The sequence below is a fragment of the Kribbella kalugense genome (assembly GCF_004365875.1).
GTDB lineage: Bacteria > Actinomycetota > Actinomycetes > Propionibacteriales > Kribbellaceae > Kribbella > Kribbella kalugense.
In genome coordinates this window covers 828724-845851 of record NZ_SODF01000001.1, presented here as the reverse complement: position 1 = coordinate 845851, position 17128 = coordinate 828724, and the positions used below count along the sequence as shown (strand labels likewise).

Annotated in this window: 15 protein-coding genes; 13 read left to right on the top strand and 2 right to left on the bottom strand. The window is 66.5% G+C overall.

Annotated features, from left to right (window positions below):
* Positions 1–103: 103 nt before the first annotated feature.
* Positions 104–967 (bottom strand): LLM class F420-dependent oxidoreductase, encoded by an 864-nt coding sequence (locus EV650_RS03900; RefSeq protein WP_134115385.1) that lies wholly within the window; start codon positions 965–967, stop codon positions 104–106.
* A gap of 127 nt (positions 968–1094) precedes the next feature.
* On the opposite strand from EV650_RS03900, the gene EV650_RS03895 reads away from it, so the two are divergent.
* Complete coding sequence (locus EV650_RS03895; RefSeq protein WP_134115383.1) at positions 1095–1679, top strand: TetR/AcrR family transcriptional regulator; 585 nt, start codon at positions 1095–1097, stop codon at positions 1677–1679.
* Here the strand turns inward: EV650_RS03895 and EV650_RS03890 are convergent.
* Positions 1663–3693 carry a DUF6351 family protein gene (locus EV650_RS03890; RefSeq protein WP_134115381.1) on the bottom strand — a complete coding sequence of 677 codons (2031 nt, stop codon included), beginning with the start codon at positions 3691–3693 and terminating at the stop codon, positions 1663–1665. The two genes, EV650_RS03895 and EV650_RS03890, sit on opposite strands and share 17 nt — an antisense overlap.
* 111 nt (positions 3694–3804) lie before the next feature.
* Here EV650_RS03890 and EV650_RS03885 point away from each other — a divergent pair, with 111 nt between their 5' ends.
* The 12 genes from EV650_RS03885 (at position 3805) to EV650_RS03830 (ending at position 17127) form a co-directional block, all read left to right on the top strand.
* Positions 3805–4899 carry a GAF domain-containing protein gene (locus EV650_RS03885; protein ID WP_202874375.1) on the top strand — a complete coding sequence of 365 codons (1095 nt, stop codon included), beginning with the start codon at positions 3805–3807 and terminating at the stop codon, positions 4897–4899.
* A gap of 57 nt (positions 4900–4956) precedes the next feature.
* Entirely contained in the window at positions 4957–5577 is a 621-nt protein-coding gene (locus EV650_RS03880; protein ID WP_134115379.1) for a response regulator, read from the top strand.
* Between the two features lie 138 nt (positions 5578–5715).
* Positions 5716–6420, top strand: coding sequence for an ABC transporter ATP-binding protein (locus EV650_RS03875; RefSeq protein WP_202874374.1), 705 nt, complete (start codon positions 5716–5718; stop codon positions 6418–6420).
* Positions 6417–7175: an ABC transporter ATP-binding protein gene (locus EV650_RS03870; RefSeq protein ID WP_134115375.1), complete on the top strand. Its 759-nt coding sequence runs from the start codon at positions 6417–6419 to the stop codon at positions 7173–7175. Before EV650_RS03875 ends, EV650_RS03870 begins: the two co-directional genes overlap by 4 nt.
* Positions 7172–8050, top strand: coding sequence for a branched-chain amino acid ABC transporter permease (locus EV650_RS03865; protein WP_134115373.1), 879 nt, complete (start codon positions 7172–7174; stop codon positions 8048–8050). The genes EV650_RS03870 and EV650_RS03865 overlap by 4 nt, the downstream gene beginning before the upstream one ends.
* The gene (locus EV650_RS03860; RefSeq protein WP_202874373.1) at positions 8043–9089 is read left to right on the top strand and encodes a branched-chain amino acid ABC transporter permease; all 1047 of its coding nucleotides are present in this window, start codon (positions 8043–8045) and stop codon (positions 9087–9089) included. Before EV650_RS03865 ends, EV650_RS03860 begins: the two co-directional genes overlap by 8 nt.
* Positions 9086–10339, top strand: coding sequence for an ABC transporter substrate-binding protein (locus tag EV650_RS03855; RefSeq protein ID WP_134115369.1), 1254 nt, complete (start codon positions 9086–9088; stop codon positions 10337–10339). The genes EV650_RS03860 and EV650_RS03855 overlap by 4 nt, the downstream gene beginning before the upstream one ends.
* An 18-nt stretch (positions 10340–10357) precedes the next feature.
* Positions 10358–12355 carry an NAD-dependent DNA ligase LigA gene (gene ligA / locus EV650_RS03850; protein WP_134115367.1) on the top strand — a complete coding sequence of 666 codons (1998 nt, stop codon included), beginning with the start codon at positions 10358–10360 and terminating at the stop codon, positions 12353–12355.
* A 548-nt stretch (positions 12356–12903) separates the two neighbouring features.
* Positions 12904–14223 carry an ABC transporter substrate-binding protein gene (locus tag EV650_RS03845; protein WP_134115365.1) on the top strand — a complete coding sequence of 440 codons (1320 nt, stop codon included), beginning with the start codon at positions 12904–12906 and terminating at the stop codon, positions 14221–14223.
* A gap of 9 nt (positions 14224–14232) precedes the next feature.
* Positions 14233–15156, top strand: coding sequence for a carbohydrate ABC transporter permease (locus EV650_RS03840; RefSeq protein ID WP_134115363.1), 924 nt, complete (start codon positions 14233–14235; stop codon positions 15154–15156).
* A 4-nt stretch (positions 15157–15160) separates the two neighbouring features.
* Positions 15161–15949, top strand: a complete 789-nt coding sequence (locus EV650_RS03835) for a carbohydrate ABC transporter permease (RefSeq protein WP_134115361.1) — start codon at positions 15161–15163, stop codon at positions 15947–15949.
* 23 nt (positions 15950–15972) lie between these two features.
* Positions 15973–17127 carry a glycoside hydrolase family 99-like domain-containing protein gene (locus tag EV650_RS03830; RefSeq protein ID WP_134115359.1) on the top strand — a complete coding sequence of 385 codons (1155 nt, stop codon included), beginning with the start codon at positions 15973–15975 and terminating at the stop codon, positions 17125–17127.
* The last annotated feature ends 1 nt before the right edge of the window (position 17128 follow it).

Below are 17128 nucleotides of genomic sequence, written 5' to 3'. Positions count from 1 at the left end.
TCGGCAGTCGCGGGCGCCGAAACACTTCCCAGAAGCAGCACTGAAACAGCCAGAATCCTGGTGAACATGGGCGGTCCTCCGTGGGGCGACGGTACTGCAGATGCTAGCTGAGCCGAGGCGCCACCTCTTCGGACAGGCGAGTCGCGAACTCGACCGGGTCGCGGTCGGGCATGAACTGGAGCTCGGTGATGCCGAGGCCGGCGTAGGTCTCGGCGGCAGCGACGACCGCATCCGGGTCCTCGAGCACGGGGCCCATGTACACGGCCGTCTTGGTGATCGCGTCGTAGTCCCGGCCCTCGGCGTCGCAGTGTGCACGCAGTACTTCGAGCTTGTGTGCGACATCCTCCGGGCTGACCGCGAACAGGTTGCACGCATCGGCGTACCGCGCGACCAGAAGGAGCGTCTTCTTCTCGCCGCCGCCACCGACCATGATCGGCGGATGCGGGGACGTCAGCGGCGCGGGCACGCACAGCGTCTCCGCCAGCTGATAGTGGCGTCCCTCGAACGGACCGTTGTTGTTGTCGCTCCACATCTGCTGACAGATCTGGAGGCTCTCCTCCAACCGCTCGAACCGCTCACCCATCGGCACCACCGGTACGCCGAGGGCACGCTGCTCGCGCTCGTACCAGGACGCGCCGATGCCGAGGAACGCGCGGCCGCCGGACAGCACGTCGAGCGTCGTCACGATCTTCGCGAGCAGGCCCGGATACCGGTACATCACCCCAGTCACAAGCAGGCCGAGCTTCACTCGCTCGGTCCGCGCGGCCACATAGCCGAGGGTGGTGTACCCCTCCAGCATGGGCTCGTCAGCGGTACCGCGGTGCTCCATCTGGAAGTAGTGATCCATCGCGGTGAACCGGTAGAACCCCGCCTCGTCGACGATCCGCGCCGTCTCCGCCAGCGAGGCCGCGATCTGCGAAGTGTCGGTCGGGTTCGAGTAGTTCCAGTAGTGCAGGCCGAGTCTCAAGGGAACCTCCGTCGAGTGTCCCGGCCATTACATCACCGCACCGTGAACAGGCGGTGACCGTGGTGCACATGATCTAAGGTGAATCTGACATCACTTTCATTTCGGAGCGGAGCGCGGGTTCGTGACCATGTCCAAGTCAGATCGGACGGCCGAGGAGTTCAAGGCGGCGGCCCGGCGGGTGTTCGCCCGGCAGGGCTACTCGGTCACGCGGATCACCGACATCACCGCGGAGGCGGGCCGCGCGACCGGTGGCATCTACCGGTACTTCCCGTCCAAGGCCGCCGTACTCAAGGCCCTCGCCGACGAGTTCCTGCAGGCCCGGCGCGAGCGCGTCGCGGATGCGTCCGGGCACGGTCACACGATGGTCAGCGAGCAGGATGTCCGCGATCATGTCCAGGCGTACTGGCGTTCTTATCGCGAGTACCGCCCGGAGATGATCGCGATCTTCGAGGCCGCCGTGTCGGACCCGGAGTTCGCCGAGATCCAGCGGCGGATCCGGGCCAAGGACGTCGCCATCTGGCGCACCCACATCAAGGAGCTACGGACCCACCTCGGCAAGCCGGTCGCCGAGTCGGCGGCCCTCGCCCAGATGGTGGTGGGGTTGCTGGAGAACTACTGCTACACCACCATGCAACCGGGCGCGGGCCGCTCTCGGAGCAGCGTCAGTACCTTGACCGCCTTCGTCTACGGCGGAATCACCGCAGGTAGTTGAGCCAAATCCCGGCCGGCGGCCGCTGACCGATTCCCGGCTTGCTGTAGTCACAGACCCCGGATGGAAAGGCCTGGCGAAGCTTGACCCGGTCCGCAGCCGAGAAGCCGCTGAAGTCCAACGGCTTGAGTGCGCACTTCAGGGTGGTCATGCCCACGTCGGATCCGGCGGCGATTCTCGGGTTCGCCGCGACCGGATAGGCAGCGCCGCACTTCCCGGCCGGCGGGTACACGAGCTTCTCCTGGATTCGTTGCGTCGGGGACAAGAAGCAGCCGTCACTCAGATCCGCCGGCTTGTCGGCGATGACTTTCTGCTGCGCCGTACGCCGGGACTTGTCGGCCGTGATCGCCGCCAACCACCGATCCATCGCGTCCAGCTCGTAGCGGGAAGCCGCTGCGGACTGCGCCGGGTCCAGCGACGACTCGATGATCACCTGGTTGGCCGCCGTACCGTTTGCCTTCAGCAACCGATCACGAGTGACGAAGGACAGCTCCGACGTGTGGATGTCGATGCCGGGACCGGCCCGGTCCGCGTACGTGCGCTGGTCGATGATCGGGGTCGACTTGAGCCCGAGTCCCCCGTTGAGCGAGAGGTCGTCGCGATAGGCGGTCTCGAGCGCCTTGGGATCGGCCACAGCTCGCTGGTTGACCACTAAGCCGACCTCGTTCACGCTACCGACCTTCGCGTTGAGATCCGCGAACTGGTCCGGCGTGATCACCCCGGACTTGAGCGCCTGCAGCCCGTACTGGAGCCCGACGTTGTCCCGCGTGCTACGGACGATCCCGGTCTTCGGGTCACGCCCGTACTGATTGACCCAACCCTCCGACGCCATGCACTTGATGCCGTTCGGGTTCGTGATCGGATCCCAGACCGCCGTCGGCGGAATCGGCGGCCCACAACTCGCTGTCGGAGTCATCAAGGGGCCGAACCCGCCCTGCCACGAGACGCAGGGACTACTGCTCACATAACCGGCGATCGCGGTCTTCTGTACTTCGGTCAGCGAGCTGGACGCGAAGTACTTGTTCAACGCACTGCAGTCGGCCGCCGAGGTGAACGCGGTCAGCATGTCCGGGAACGACACCCCAGGAATGATGCCGTCGAGGATCCCCGGATACGCGTCGGCGATCTCGTGCTGGTTGACGCTGCCGCCGGAGCCACCCCAGCCGATCGTGTACCGCACCGGCCCGTAGGTCTCGATGAAGTGCTCCTTGACCATCATCGCGGCCTCGGCCGACAGGATCGTGCTGCAGTTCGTCGCTGGGAAGTTCAGTGTGGACGACGCGACGGCGTACCCCTGGGACAGGTACAGGTCGTCGACGACGTTGGCGATCATGCTGCCCTGGTGGTAGCCGCCGTTGCAGCCGCCGCCGAAGGTGTAGACGAGCTTACTGTTCCAGCTCTGTTCGGACCGCAGCGGTGAAGGCGCCCCGCCGTCGTACAAAGCCGCGAACTGGTAGACGGCACGGTCGATCGTGCCCGTCTCCAAGCGGACGATGTACGGGACCTCGCGGCCGTCGACCGTAGTAGTCGCGAGATCGGTCGGTCGCCCAGCAGGATCGGCGAGCGGCGCAAAGGCGCCGGCGGTCGTCCGGTAGAGATACGACACCTTCGTCGGCGCCTCGCACAACGGCTGCGTCGACGGCGCCAGCCCGAACGACGTCGTCTCGCAGTAGAAGGGGGTCTGCTGCGGCCCGGCGAACACCGGCCCGGACAGCGGGTACGAGGTGATCCGCAGGGAGCTGTCACCCGCCGTCACCACGTTGCCGCCGGTCTTCAGCCCGCTGACCAGGCCGAGCAGCGACCGGTCCGGCTGTACGGCGAAACTCGACGAGACGTCACGCCCGTTGAGCCGGACCTTCGCGGCCCGGCTGACCCGGAGCAGGACGTCGCCGCCGCTGACGTACTCCGGCCTGGTGTTCGAGACGACCGTGATGGACAGTGGATCTGGCCGCATCCCAGCCGCAGCGGGTGACGCGAACACGGCGACGAGGGCCAACAAACAGGGCAGAATGAGCATCCGACGTGAAAGTGAGTTCACTTTCATAGACACTAGGGACTACCCAGCGGACCCACAATCCTCTCCAGATGGAGGTACCGTGCCGGTCGCCTACCGTGCGAGAGTCACCAGGTGAGTACCGCGCGTGCCACCGACCAGGTCACCGAGCGACTCACCGCGCTCGATGCGCTGCTGCGTGAGCGGGACGGCCTGCTGACGGTGATGGACCGCGTGGTGGCGCTCCACGGCACCGCGCGGCTGATCAGGATCGCGGTCGGCGCCGACTCGGGATTCGTGGCCGATCTGGAGGCACCGGATCAGGCCGTCGTCCGCTGGATGTCTGGGACCCGGACCAACCAGTTGCAGAACCTCGTCGTACCGATCGGTCAGGGCATCGGCGGCCGGGTGCTCGCGCTGCGTTCGGCGGTCCGTGTCGACGACTACGTCAGCTCGCCCTCGATCACCCACCACTTCGACGTACAGGTGCAGCACGAGGGCATCGGTGCGATGCTCGCCGTCCCGGTCGTCGGTAGCGGCGGCCGGACAATCGCCGTTGCGTACGCCGCCATGCGCACAGCGACGTCGTTCGGTGACTTCGCCGTCGACCGGATGCAGGAGGTCGCGGACCAGGCCTCGATCGCACTCCGGATCGCAGATGCGGCCGAGGCGCGCGAGGCCGATGCGATCGCCGCCGAACGGCAACGTGCACAGAGCGCCCTGCATGACTCGGTCGGCGCGCTGCTGTTCCTGATCGGAGTTCAGGTCCGCGATCTACACGAGTCGGTTCAGGACAACCCGCTGCTGGTGGACCGGCTGCGGCGGCTGGAGTCGGACGTGTCCGCCGCGTCGACCGCGCTGCGCGAGTCCCTGCTTGTAATGACCGGGACCGCGCCGGAACGTGCCCTACCGGTGGAGATCGCCGAGTACACCCGCTCATTCGAGGCGAGGACCGGCGTATCGGCCCGCTTCGTCCAGCTGGCCACGGTCGCGCCACTCGACGCCGAGCGGACCGCCTTGCTGGTGGCAGTTGTCCGCGAAGGCCTCCTGAACGTCGAGAAGCACGCCAACCCGCAATCGGTGATCGGTGATCGTCAGTCTCGGCGCATCCGACGACGGCGGCGTTCACGTGGTGGTCGCCGACGACAGCACGGCGGAGGTGGCCGGCAGTCCGGGCAGCGGTCTCGGCGTACGGTCGCTGGCCGAGCGCGCCGTACGGCTGGGAGGTGACGTGAGCCTCGTCCGCGACGAGGACGGCGGCTGCACCTTGCGCTGCTGGCTGCCGGGATGACGTCGACCGTCTTCGTTGTCGACGACCACCCGGTCGTCCGCGACGGAGTGATCCTGCTGCTCCGGTCGGATCCGATGCTGACCGTGATCGGATCGGCCGAGTCCGGGCAGGCCGCGATCGAACGCATCACCGAGCTGCGCCCGGACCTTATTTTGCTGGACCTGCGCCTCCCGGACATGCTTGCCCCCGAGGTCATCAGCGAACTCCGCAAGGTCCATTCCGGCGGCAAGATCGTGGTGTTCACCGCCCACGCCGACCACCACGGCATCACAGCCTCACTCGACGCCGGAGCAGACGCGGCGCTGGTCAAAGATGTGGCCGGCACTGACCTCTCCGCGGCCTTACGAGCAGTACTGCGCGGTGAACGCGTGGTCGATCCGAGAATCGTTCCGCACCACACGCAACGCTCGGATGCCTTGGCACGCAGCGGTTTGACCCGTCGAGAGTACGAAGTACTGCGGTACGCCGCGCAGGGCCGGACCAACCCGGAGATCGCCGAATCCACCGGCCTGACCCGCAACACCGTGAAGACGTACCTGCAGTCCGCCCTGCACAAACTCGGCGCACGCAACCGGGTCGAGGCGATCGTGAAGGCGAGCGAGGCCGGGTTGTTATAGGCAACCTCTCCACTTGGGGGTGTGGAGCCGGACGGGATTCCTCGCAGACTGTCCGCCACCGGCCGATCGGCTGGGGATGCGGAGGGGATCCCGCCAGTGTTGACTATCCGGAATCTGCAGGTGCGATACGGCCGTTCGATGAACGCCTTGCACGGTGTGGATCTCGACGTACCGGACGACGGTGTGCTCGCCGTCCTCGGCGCGAACGGCGCGGGGAAATCCACTCTGCTCCGGGCCGTCTCCGGAACTCTCGGTCTGCACCGCGGCATCGTGACCGGCGGGACGATCCACCAGGGTGAGCTGCGGCTCGACCGACTCGGTCCGGCTCAGATCGTTCGGCACGGTGTCGTCGGCGTACCGGAAGGGCGGCAGATCTTCACCCGCATGACGGTCGCCGAGAATCTCCGCGCTGGTGGAATCGCCAGCACTGATCGAGCAGCCGCCCGGGACCGGGTGCATGCGCTCTTCCCGTTGCTGGCGGAACGTGCAAGCCAGCGCGCCGGCCTGTTGTCCGGCGGCGAGCAGCAGATGCTCGCGATCGGACGCGCCCTGATGGCCGGGCCGAAGCTGCTGCTGCTCGACGAGCCCTCGTTGGGATTGGCGCCACTGATGGTCGAGCGGATTGGCGAGACCATCCGCGAGATCCACGCCCAGGGCACGGCCGTGGTCCTGGTCGAGCAGAACGCCGCGATGGCACTCGAGGTCGCGGACCACGCCGTCGTACTCAGCGTCGGGTCGGTCGCCATGTCCGGCCCGGTCGCCGAAGTCGCGGCCGGCGTACACCAGCACTACCTCGGTACGGCGGCAACCGAACGCCGAACGTTGGCCAGGTGGCCCGGATGACCGAACTCGTCCTGCAAAACGTCAGCCTTCGGTTCGGTGGGCTGATCGCACTCGACGACATCTCCTTCACCGTCAGTCCGGGCTCGCTGCACGCGCTGATCGGACCGAACGGCGCCGGGAAGTCCAGCTGTTTCAACGTCATCAGCGGCCTCTACCGACCGACCGCCGGCACGGTCCGGCTGGGCGTGCAGGACCTGCTCCGGCTCGCACCGCATCGAGTGGCTCGCCTCGGCATCGGGCGCGCGTTCCAGAACACCGCGCTGTCTCCGCACTCCACCGTCCTCGACAACGTGCTGCTCGGCCGGCATGCGCTGACCCGTGGCGGCTTCCTCGCCGGCGGACTGCGCCTGACCAGCCGCCAGGAACGACTGCACGCAGCCCGGGCCAGGGAGATCTGCGACTTCCTCGGGATCGGCGCGAGCGTCGACCGGCCACTCGGCGCACTGCCGTACGGCGTGGCCAAGTTGGCCGACATCGCCCGGGCTCTGGCCACTGAGCCGTCCCTGCTCCTGCTCGACGAACCGGCGGCCGGCCTGAACACCGACGAGACCGCCGAACTCGCCGCGATGATCGGCCAGATCCGGACCGACCTCGACATCGCAGTACTGCTGGTGGAGCACGACATGGAACTGGTGATGGGAATCGCCGATCAGGTCACGGTGCTCGACTTCGGCCGGGTGATCGCCGACGGCACCCCGGCTGACGTACAGACCGACCCGGACGTGGTCAAGGCCTACCTCGGAGTGACGACATGACGACCTTCCTGCAACTGATGGTCAACGGACTCGGCAAGGGTGCCGTGTTCGCCCTGCTGGCATTGGGATTCGTGGTGATCTACAAGGCGACCGAGGTGGTCAACTTCGCCCACGGCTCGCTCGTGCTCTTCGGCGGCTACCTGGTGCTGGTCACCAAGGACCACATCGGCTGGGCCGCGGCCGCGATCATCGGCATCCTCAGCGCCGGGCTCCTCGCGCTCGCCGTGGAACGGTTGCTTCTGGCCCGCTCCCGGCACGCCGACCCGTTCAGCCTTGCTCTGCTGACGATCGGGGTGGACGTGATCATCACCGAGGAGATCATCCGCCGGCTGGGAGTCTCGGTTCCGTTCATCGGCGACGCCTGGGACGCGAAGCCGATCCAGCTCGGCGGGATCACCCTCTTCCGGACGCACCTGGTGGCGCTTCTGGTCGCGACGGTCCTGATCACCGCCTTCTTCCTCGCCTCCCGCTACACCAACTGGGGAATCGCGATGCGGGCACAGGCGGAGAACCGCGAAGCCGCTGCTCTGGTTGGGATCCGCAGCTCACGAGTCACGGCGTCGGCCTGGCTTCTGGCCGGCTTGCTCGCAGGCATTGCGGTGTTGTTCATCGCGACCCAAGACTTCTCCGGAGCCGGTCTCTCTCGCGGGACGCACTCGATCGCGCTTGCCGCGTTCCCGGCCGCGATCCTCGGTGGGCTCGACTCCACCGTCGGCGCGATCGTCGGTGGGGTCGCGGTCGGTCTGGTCGATGCGCTGTCGACGTACTACGTGTCGTTCGCGTTCGCGAAGAGTGCGGTCTTCCTGGTCATGCTCGTGGTCCTGGTGGTGCGGCCGGCGGGGCTGTTCGGTACGCGGGAGACGACTCGTGTCTAGGCTCGCGTGGATCCCGGTCGGCATCGTCCTGCTGTTGCTTCCGCTGTACCTCGAGGCGCCCTGGCTGAAGGCCGGTCAGTACATGATGATCGGCGCGGTCGGGGCGATCGGACTGACTCTGCTCACCGGCCAGGCCGGCCAACTGTCGCTCGCCCACGGCTTCTTCCTGCTCGTCGGCGCGACGTCGTACACAGTTCTGGCCGGGCCGAAGGGTGACCACCTCGGTTTGGGCCTCGACCCGTTGATCTCGCTGGTCGGCGCGGTCGCGATCAGTGCGCTGGCCGGGATGGCGTTCGCTCCGGTTGCAGGTCGGGTCCGCGGGATCTATCTGGGCGTCGCCTCACTTTCGCTGGTGTTCCTCGGCCTGTATCTGGGTCAGGCGGCCGAGTCACTCACCGGCGGTACGTCGACCGGGCGGGATCCGGCCACCTTCAAGCTGTTCGGCTTCCCGTTCTCCAACGAGGGTGACCTCGTCGTCGCCGGCGTACCGATCCGCGGCACCGAACGGATCTGGTACCTGTTCCTCGCGTTACTGGCGCTGGCGTACTGGCTGGCCCGCGGCGCGGTCCGGACCCGGATCGGGCGGGCGTGGCGGGCAGTACGCGACAACGAGGCTGCTGCGGCGGCGATGGGTGTCGACGTACGGCGTACCAAGGCGAGCGTGTTCGCGGTGTCGTCGGCGTACGCCGGGTTGGCCGGGGTGATGACCGTGCTCTGGTTCGACATTCTCAAGCCGGACGAGAGCGAGTACGGGACCTACGGCGTCAACACGTCGATCGCGTTCCTGGCGATGGTCATCATCGGCGGCCTCGGCTCGGTCGGCGGGGCGGTGATCGGCGCGCTGGTCGTCTTCGGGCTGCCGCAGGTCCTGACCTTGTACTCCACCGACCTCGGCTGGTTCACCGGATCGGTCACGCCGGTGCTGGTCAGTTCATTCGTGTACGGCGCAGCAATCGTGCTCGTCGTGTTGTTCGAACCGGGCGGTCTGGCTGCGGTCGGCCCCAGAGTCAAACACAGGATTAGGGAGCTCAGATCATGAAACGTCTACTGGCTATGACAGTGGCACTGGTGTTGCCACTGTCGCTCGCCGCGTGCGGTACGAAGGGTGGCGCCGAGACGAACACGGGCTCGGCCGACGGCGTCCAGACCGGCGTCGGCGTGACCGACTCGCAGATCACGCTCGGGGTGATGGCCGACCTGTCCGGCCCGTTCAAGAGCCTGTCCACCGCCATCACGCACGGAAACGAGCTGTGGGTCAAGGACCTCAACGCGTCCGGCGGCGTCTGCGGACGTCAGGTGAAACTCGAGATCGTTGACCACGGCTACAAGGCGGAGACGGCCAAGACGCTCTACCCGCAACTCGAGCCGAAGGTGCTGGGCTTCGTCCAGCTGACCGGCTCCCCCATCATGGCCGCGCTCGGCAAGGACATCGAGACCGACAAGGTGACCACCACCCCGGCCTCCTGGTCGTCGGAGCTGCTCGGCAACCCGTACGTGATGATCGTCGGCACGACGTACGACGTCGAGATGATCGACGGACTGAGCTACCTGCAGAAGCAGGGATTGCTCAAGGACGGTGACGCGGTCGGGCACATCTACGTCGACGGCGAGTACGGCGCCAACGGTCTGCGCGGATCGAAATACTACGCCGAGCAGCACAACCTGAAGCTGTCCGAGGTCAAGATCACCTCGACCGACACGGACCTGACCAACGTGGTCACCGGTCTCAAGGGCAAGGGCGTGAAGGCGATCCTGCTGACGACCACGCCGAAGCAGACCGGCTCGGCGGCCGCGGCCAGCAAGGCGCTCGGGCTGAACGTGCCGATCCTCGGCAACAACCCGAGCTTCGACCCGGCGCTGCTGCAGAGCCCGGCGGCGAGCGCCCTCAACAAGCTCTACATCGTGGCGAGCAGCGTGCCGTATTCGGCGGATATCCCCAAGGCGAAGGAGATTGCCCAGAAGTATCAGGCTGCCGGCTACAAGGAGCCGCCGAACGCCGGCGTACCGTACGGCTACGCGGTCGCCGAGGTCTGGGGATCGGTGTTGCGGAAGGCCTGTGACAACAAGGACCTGACCCGCGACGGCATCCACAAGGCGATGCAGCAGACCACGTCGGCCGACACCGAAGGCCTCGTCGCCGCTCTGAACTTCGGCTCGCCCGGCGCTCCCGCGACCCGCCAGGTGTACGTCGCCCAGCCCGACGCGTCCGTGCCCGGCGGAACGAAGTACGTCCAGCAACTGTTCGAGGCCGACCAGGCCAAGACCTACAAGGCACCCCACGAACAGTGACAGGTAGTGTCCTGGATCGTGGACGTTGGGGAGCGGATTCAGGAACTTGCCGATCGGATCGTCGTACTGCGTGACGCCTACTACCGGGGTTCGCCGGCGGTAGCCGACGCGGAGTACGACGTGATCGAGGACGAGCTGCGGACGCTGATCGAGGCGAACCCGGAGCTCGCGCCGGACCCGAATCCGCTGGAGCAGGTGGGTGCGCCGGCGGTGCTGCACGCGCCGATCCGGCATTCGCGGCCGATGCTGTCCCTGGACAAGGCGACCCGGCCGGAACAGGTCGAGGCGTTCTTCGCCCGCTTTCCCGGTCAGGCCGTGGTGGTCATGCCGAAGCTGGACGGCCTGTCGCTGGCGCTGGTCTACGAGAACGGGCATCTGGTCCGGGCGATCACCCGCGGCGACGGGACGACCGGCGACGACGTGACCCCGCTGGTGCGGGCGCTCGCGGACGGCGTTCCGGCGAAGCTCGACGTACCGGGGCGTGTCGAGGTCCGCGGTGAGGCGGTCATGTTGCGCTCCACCTTCACCGCCTACAACGCCGCCCATCCGGACAAGCCGTTGATCAACCCTCGGGGCGCCGCCGCTGGCACGTTGCGCGCCAAGGATCCGGCGACCGTTGCCGAACGACGGCTGCAGTTTCTCGCCTTCGATCTGCTGAGCGACGTCGAGAACACCGACGCCGATCTGGAGCGGGCGCTGCAGGACCTGGGGTTCACCGTCGCCGAGATGCGGCACTGTGACGACGCTGCGGCGGCGCAGGCTGTGATCAGCACGATCGAGCAGCGGCGGAACGATCTCGACTACGACTTGGACGGCGCCGTACTGCGGCTTGCCGATCGTGATGCCTTTGCCGCGGCCGGCACTCGGTCCAGCTCGCCGCGTGGCGCTTTGGCCTTCAAGTTCGCGGCTGAGGAGAAGACCACGATCTTGGCGGACGTGGTCTGGGATGTCGGCAAAACCGGCAAGATCGCGCCGGTCGCCTGGCTGGAGCCCGTCTTCGTCGGCGGTACAACGGTCACCCGCGCGACGCTGGCCAATCAGGAAGTGATCCGTGCCCGCGGCATCAAGATCGGCGACACGGTCCTGGTACGCCGTGCCGGCGACGTGATCCCGTTCGTGGCCGGCGTACTCGACGCGTCGAAGCGCACGGGTGCGGAGAAGGACATCGTGCCGCCGAGCGTGTGCCCGTCGTGCGGGGAAGAGCTGATCGAGCAGGGCAACAGCCGCGAACTGTTCTGCGTCAACGCGGCCTGCCCCGCCCAGACCGTACGGCGACTGATCCACTGGGCTTCCCGAGCGGCCGCGGACATCGACGCGATCGGCGGGGTCTGGATCGAGCGGCTGGCCGAGGCGGGGATTCTGGAGAACCCGTCGGACTTCTACCACCTGACCTCGGAGAAGCTGCTCGAATTCGACCGCATTGGCGAGATCTCGGCCACCCGGATGGTCGACTCGATCGATGCGAGCCGTCAGGTCGGCCTCCGCCGGGCGATGATCGGCCTCGCGATCCCGATGGCCTCCGAAGGCACCGCGGCCAGGCTGTGTCGCGCGGGATTCGGCTCGCTCGAGGATGTCGCCGATGCGGGTGTCGACGGGCTCGTCGCGGTCGAGGACATCGGTCCGAAGGTCGCCGCCTCGCTGATCGAGCACCTCACCCGGCTGCGTCCCGAGCTCGAACGACTGCGGGAAGCCGGCGTATCACTCGACGTACGCGAGGAAGACCTCCCGCCGGTCGTCGCCGCAGGCGCGCCACTCGCCGGCAAGACGGTCGTAGTCACCGGCTCGATCAGCGACCCACGCTCCGGCGAGAAGGTCAACCGGCCAGCCTTCCAACGCCTCTGCGAGCGGGCCGGCGCAACCATCGCCTCCTCGGTCTCCGCCGGCACCGACCTCCTCATCACCGGCGCCGACGTAGGCGCCGCCAAACTCACCAAGGCCGACAAACTCGGCGTCACCGTCGTAGACCAGTCCGAAATCTGGCACCAACTCCAAGCCGCCGACCTCCTCAACGGCTAGCCCTCCGTCAGACAACGCTCGAGCCGCCGCGAACCGGCCGAGGCGAGCCGGATCGTTTGAGGGGTCAACCCCTGAGATTGCCGGTTGCACTCCCTGGATGCCAGGTGTCAACCGACCATCTCGGGGGTCAACCCCTGAGACGGCCCGCGGACCACCGCCGCACGTGTGGCGGGGTTCGGGCGTTGCCGCTCGGTTGTGGGGATGGTTGGGGTTGAGGCCGGCCTAGCGGTACGGCGGTCGCGCGCTGGCGATCTGCAGGTCGACTGGTAGTACACCTGCCGTACGCCGTACGCGCTGGCGTTTCTACGCTCAGGTGTACTACCAGGTGCCCGACACCTCCTGTCCACCTGACCGCCAAACCCGGCCACGTCGCCTCACGATGCGACCTCGGTCGGCGCCGGCTGGCCGGAATCGGACAGGCGGCGGGTAGCGGCGTACTGCGGTCTTGACAGCGTCTTGGGTGCATCTTAAATTGACCGCGTTGAAACATTTCACCATGCCGCCCGAACGCTTTGTCTTGTTCTAGTCAGCCGAAGGAGGCTGGAGATATGCGACGTCACGCCAGGAAAGGTGCTGCCCTCTTCGCGGCCGCTGCGATGGCAATGACCGCATTGGTCGGATGCTCGGGCTCGGACAAACCCAGCGCGAGCGACAAAGTGTCACTCACCTGGTGGGGCTGGAATGCATTCAACCAGACTCAGGCAATCAAGGAATTCCAGGCCGCGAATCCGAATATCACCGTCACCTACAAACAGTTCGCGTACAACGACTACCTGACCGCGCTAAGGCCGGGACTGGCCGGCGGCAAGGGGCCGGACGTCTTCCAGGTCCAGCCCGGCGACCTGGTCACGAACTTCGGCCCACTCGCCGTACCGGTGGAGGATTACCTCTCCAAGAGCCTCGGCTCGGACTGGGCCAGCAAGTTCAACCCGGAAGGGCTGCGACAGCTGCAACTGAAGGACAAGCAGGTCGCGCTCCCCGCCTACATGTCGGCCGCCGGACTCGTCTACTACAACAAGAAGATTCTCGACCGCTTCGGCCTGACCGTGCCCACTGACTTCGCCGCGTGGAAGACCGTCTGCGCCACCCTCAAGTCGAAGGGGGTCGGCTGCCTCGCCCACGGAGCCAAGGATGCCTGGGCCAACACCGACGTCTTCCTGTCGCTGATCAACAGCATCGCCCCCGGCAAGGTGTACGACGCCATCGCCGGGAAGACCTCGTGGACCGATCCAGAGTTCGTGCAGGCGATGGACGCGTGGCACGACCTGTTCACGAGTGGCATCATCGCCCCCGGCGCCGCGGCCGCAGCGGAGTACCCGGATGCGCAGATCAACTTCCTCGAAGACAAGGCCGCGTTCATCGCGCTCGGCACCTGGAACACCCCGGCGACCATGACCAAGACCGGCCAGGCAGACGCGCAGAAGACGGTCACGAAGAAGATCGACGGGCTGTTCTTCTCGGCTCCGTTCCCGGCCCCGGTCGCGGGCGGTACGCCGACCAAGCTGTTCGGTGGACCGGACAACGGGTACGCCGTCTCGGCGAAGTCGTCGAAGCAGGACGCGGCGTTCAAGTTCATGGAGTTCCTGACCGCCGGCAAGGGACAGGACATCCAGGCCGCCGGCGGAAACATCCCCGCGATCACCTCGATCAAGGTCGCGACCACGGATGTGATCGATCCCCGCCAGGCCGCGGACATCGAGAAGCAGCAGGCATCGCTGACCCAACTGGTCGGGGCTCGGCAGATCCCGTACAGCGACCTGACGACCGCCCTCGGCGATGCGCTCTCAGGAGTCGCGGCGGGTACGACGAAGCCGGCCGACGCCCTCGCCCAGGTCGAAGCGGCGTCGAAGTCGGTGACCCGCTCCTAAGGGGGAAATATGACTGCGCTCATGGAATCCCGAACCGCGCTGGCAGCGACAGACTCTGCCCCGCGCCGCAACGGGTCCCACCTCCGAAACTACCTCTGGGCCTTGCCCGCCGTGATTCTCGTCGTCGGCGTCATCCACGCGGGCATCGCCTTCAACCTCTTGTCGTCGCTGTTCGACTGGTCCGGCGTCGGCGCTCCGACCGACTTCATCGGCGCGAAGAACTACCAGACACTCAGCCAGGACCCGATCTTCTGGAGATCCCTCCGCAACACGTTGCTCTTCGCCCTGGTCACCGTTTCGGTGCAACTCGTTCTTGGGCTCGGACTAGCCATTCTCGTCCGTACCAAGGTGCGACTGGCAGGCCTGCTCCGGACGATGATCTTCGTACCGGTCGTCCTCGCGCCGGCGATCGTCGCAACCAGCTTCCGCTCCTTGCTCACCCCGGACGGCGCGATCAACAAACTGATTCAGGGCGTGGGCTTCTCGGACTTCAGTCAGCCCTGGCTTGCCGATCCGAAGACCGCCTTCGCCGCGATCATGCTGATCAACGTCTGGCAGTACACCGGCTACAGCTTCCTGATCTACGACGCCGCGATCGGTCAGGTCGATGCCGCGATCTTCGAGTCGGCGCAGATCGACGGTGCCTCGGCGTGGCAAGTGACCCGGCTGATCCTGGCGCCGCTACTTCGCGGATCGCATCTCGTGCTGATCATCCTCGGCTTCGTCAGTTCGCTGAAGATGTTCGATCTCGTCTACCTGACCACTGGCGGCGGGCCAGGCACCACGACCCAAGTGCTCACCGGCTACATCTACCGGCAGGTGATCGCGCAGTTCCATGCGGGGTACGGCGCTGCGCTGTCGGTGATCCTGGTTGCGATCGCGTTCGTCTTCTCGACCATCCAGGTGCGGCTGTCGACCCGAGAGGCCAGGTAGGCGGATGTTCCATTTCCAGCAGTGGCCCGGCCGCATCGTCAGCCAGTTCCTCGTCGTCGTGGCGCTCGTCGTCCTCGCAATCCCGCTGGCCCTCATCGTGCGGGAATCCCTGTCAGGCGAGGGTGTCCGGAACTATTCGCTCGTCCTGTCGACCACCCCGTTCCTGCAGTTCTTCCTGAACAGCGCGATCGTGTCGGTGACCACCGTCGTACTCGTACTCTTCCTCGCCCTCAGCGCGGCGTACTGCTTCGGGATCCTCAAACCGAGAGGATCGACAGTCGGAGCCGTCATCATCCTGACCGGACTCGCCCTGCCCGCCATCGCCCTGGTCGTCCCGTTGTACTTCGCGATCCAGGCCGTCGGGCTGCTCGACACGTACTGGTCCGTCATCATCCCGCTGACGGTCATCTCACTTCCGTTCGGCGTACTCGTCGGGACCAACTACATCCGCGGGCTCCCGGTCGAGCTGTACGAGGCGGGACGGCTGGACGGCGCCGGACCGTGGCAGTTCTTCTGGCAGATCCTCGTACCCATGTGCCGGCCGATCCTCTCGGTGATCGCGCTGTTCACCTTCCTGGCCGCGTGGAACGAGTACCTGCTTCCGCTGCTCTTCATCCAGTCGACCGACCGCCAGATGCTGACCCAGGTACCGACGTACTTCCAGAGCGAGCGCCTCGTCGACACCCCCAAGATCTTCGCGGCGAACATCCTGATCAGCCTGCCGATCGTCGCCGTCTTCATCGCCCTGCAGAAGACCTTCCGAACCGGCCTGTCGGCCGGAGCAGTCAAGTGACCCCCGACCCAGGAGCACGTTTGATGGAGCGCCCGAAGGTACTCGCCTACTACTTCCCGGACTGGCACCAGGACCCGCGCAACGCACGCTGGTTCGGTCCCGGCTGGGACGAGTGGGCGCTGCTGACGTCCGCAAAGCCCAGATTCGAAGGGCATCGACAGCCCCGCGTGCCACTGCACGGCCCCTTCGACGAGGCCACCCCGGCCGCGGCCGAGCAGCAGATCAGGCTCGCCAAGCAGTACGGCGTCGACGGCTTCCTGGTCGACTACTACTGGTACGACGACGGGTCGTATCTGCAGGCGGCGTTGGACGAAGGACTCCTGTCCGCCGAGAACAGCGACGACGTCGAGCTTGCCCTGATGTGGGCGAACCACGAGCTGGTCGACATCTTCCCGCATCGCGATCCGGCCGATCAGAATCCCCGCCAGCTCAAGAGCGGCGCGATCGATCGTCAGGCCTTCGAGAAGATGGCCCGCCACATCATCGACGCGTACTTCTCGCGGCCGAACTACCTCACGATCGAGGGCCGGCCGTGGTTCTCGATCTACGAACTCGGCAACCTGATCCGCGGCCTCGGCGGGGTCGACGAGACCGCTGACGCGTTGGGGTGGTTCGACGAGGAGGTACGGCGAGCCGGCTTCCCTGGCCTCCATCTTGACGCGGTGATCTGGGGTATCGGCGTACTGCCGGCCGCCATCACCTCGAGCGACCCGGCGGAGCTCGTTCAGCAACTGGGCTTCAGGTCTGCGACGTCGTACGTCTGGGTCCATCACGCGGATATGAACGACTTCGAGTTCCCGGCCGCGGAGATCGCGCCACTTCGCGAGGCCGCGTTCGCGGAGTACGAGGGGTACGCCGCGGAGCTCGACGTACCGTTCTATCCGAACGTCACGGTCGGCTGGGATCCGTCACCGCGCACCGATCAATCCCGTGCCTTCGTCCGCGGCCGCTATCCATGGACATCCACTTGGGACCCGACCCCACTCGAATTCCGGGACGGACTGGTCGCTGCACGGTCGTTTTTGGAACGGCACGGGCAGCCGCATCCGATCGTCACGATCAATGCGTGGAACGAGTGGACCGAAGGATCCGTATTACTGCCCGACAATCACCACGGGAATGGTTTCCTCGAGATGATCCTGGAGGTGTTCGGCCGGCGGGATGACCGCGTCGAGTAGG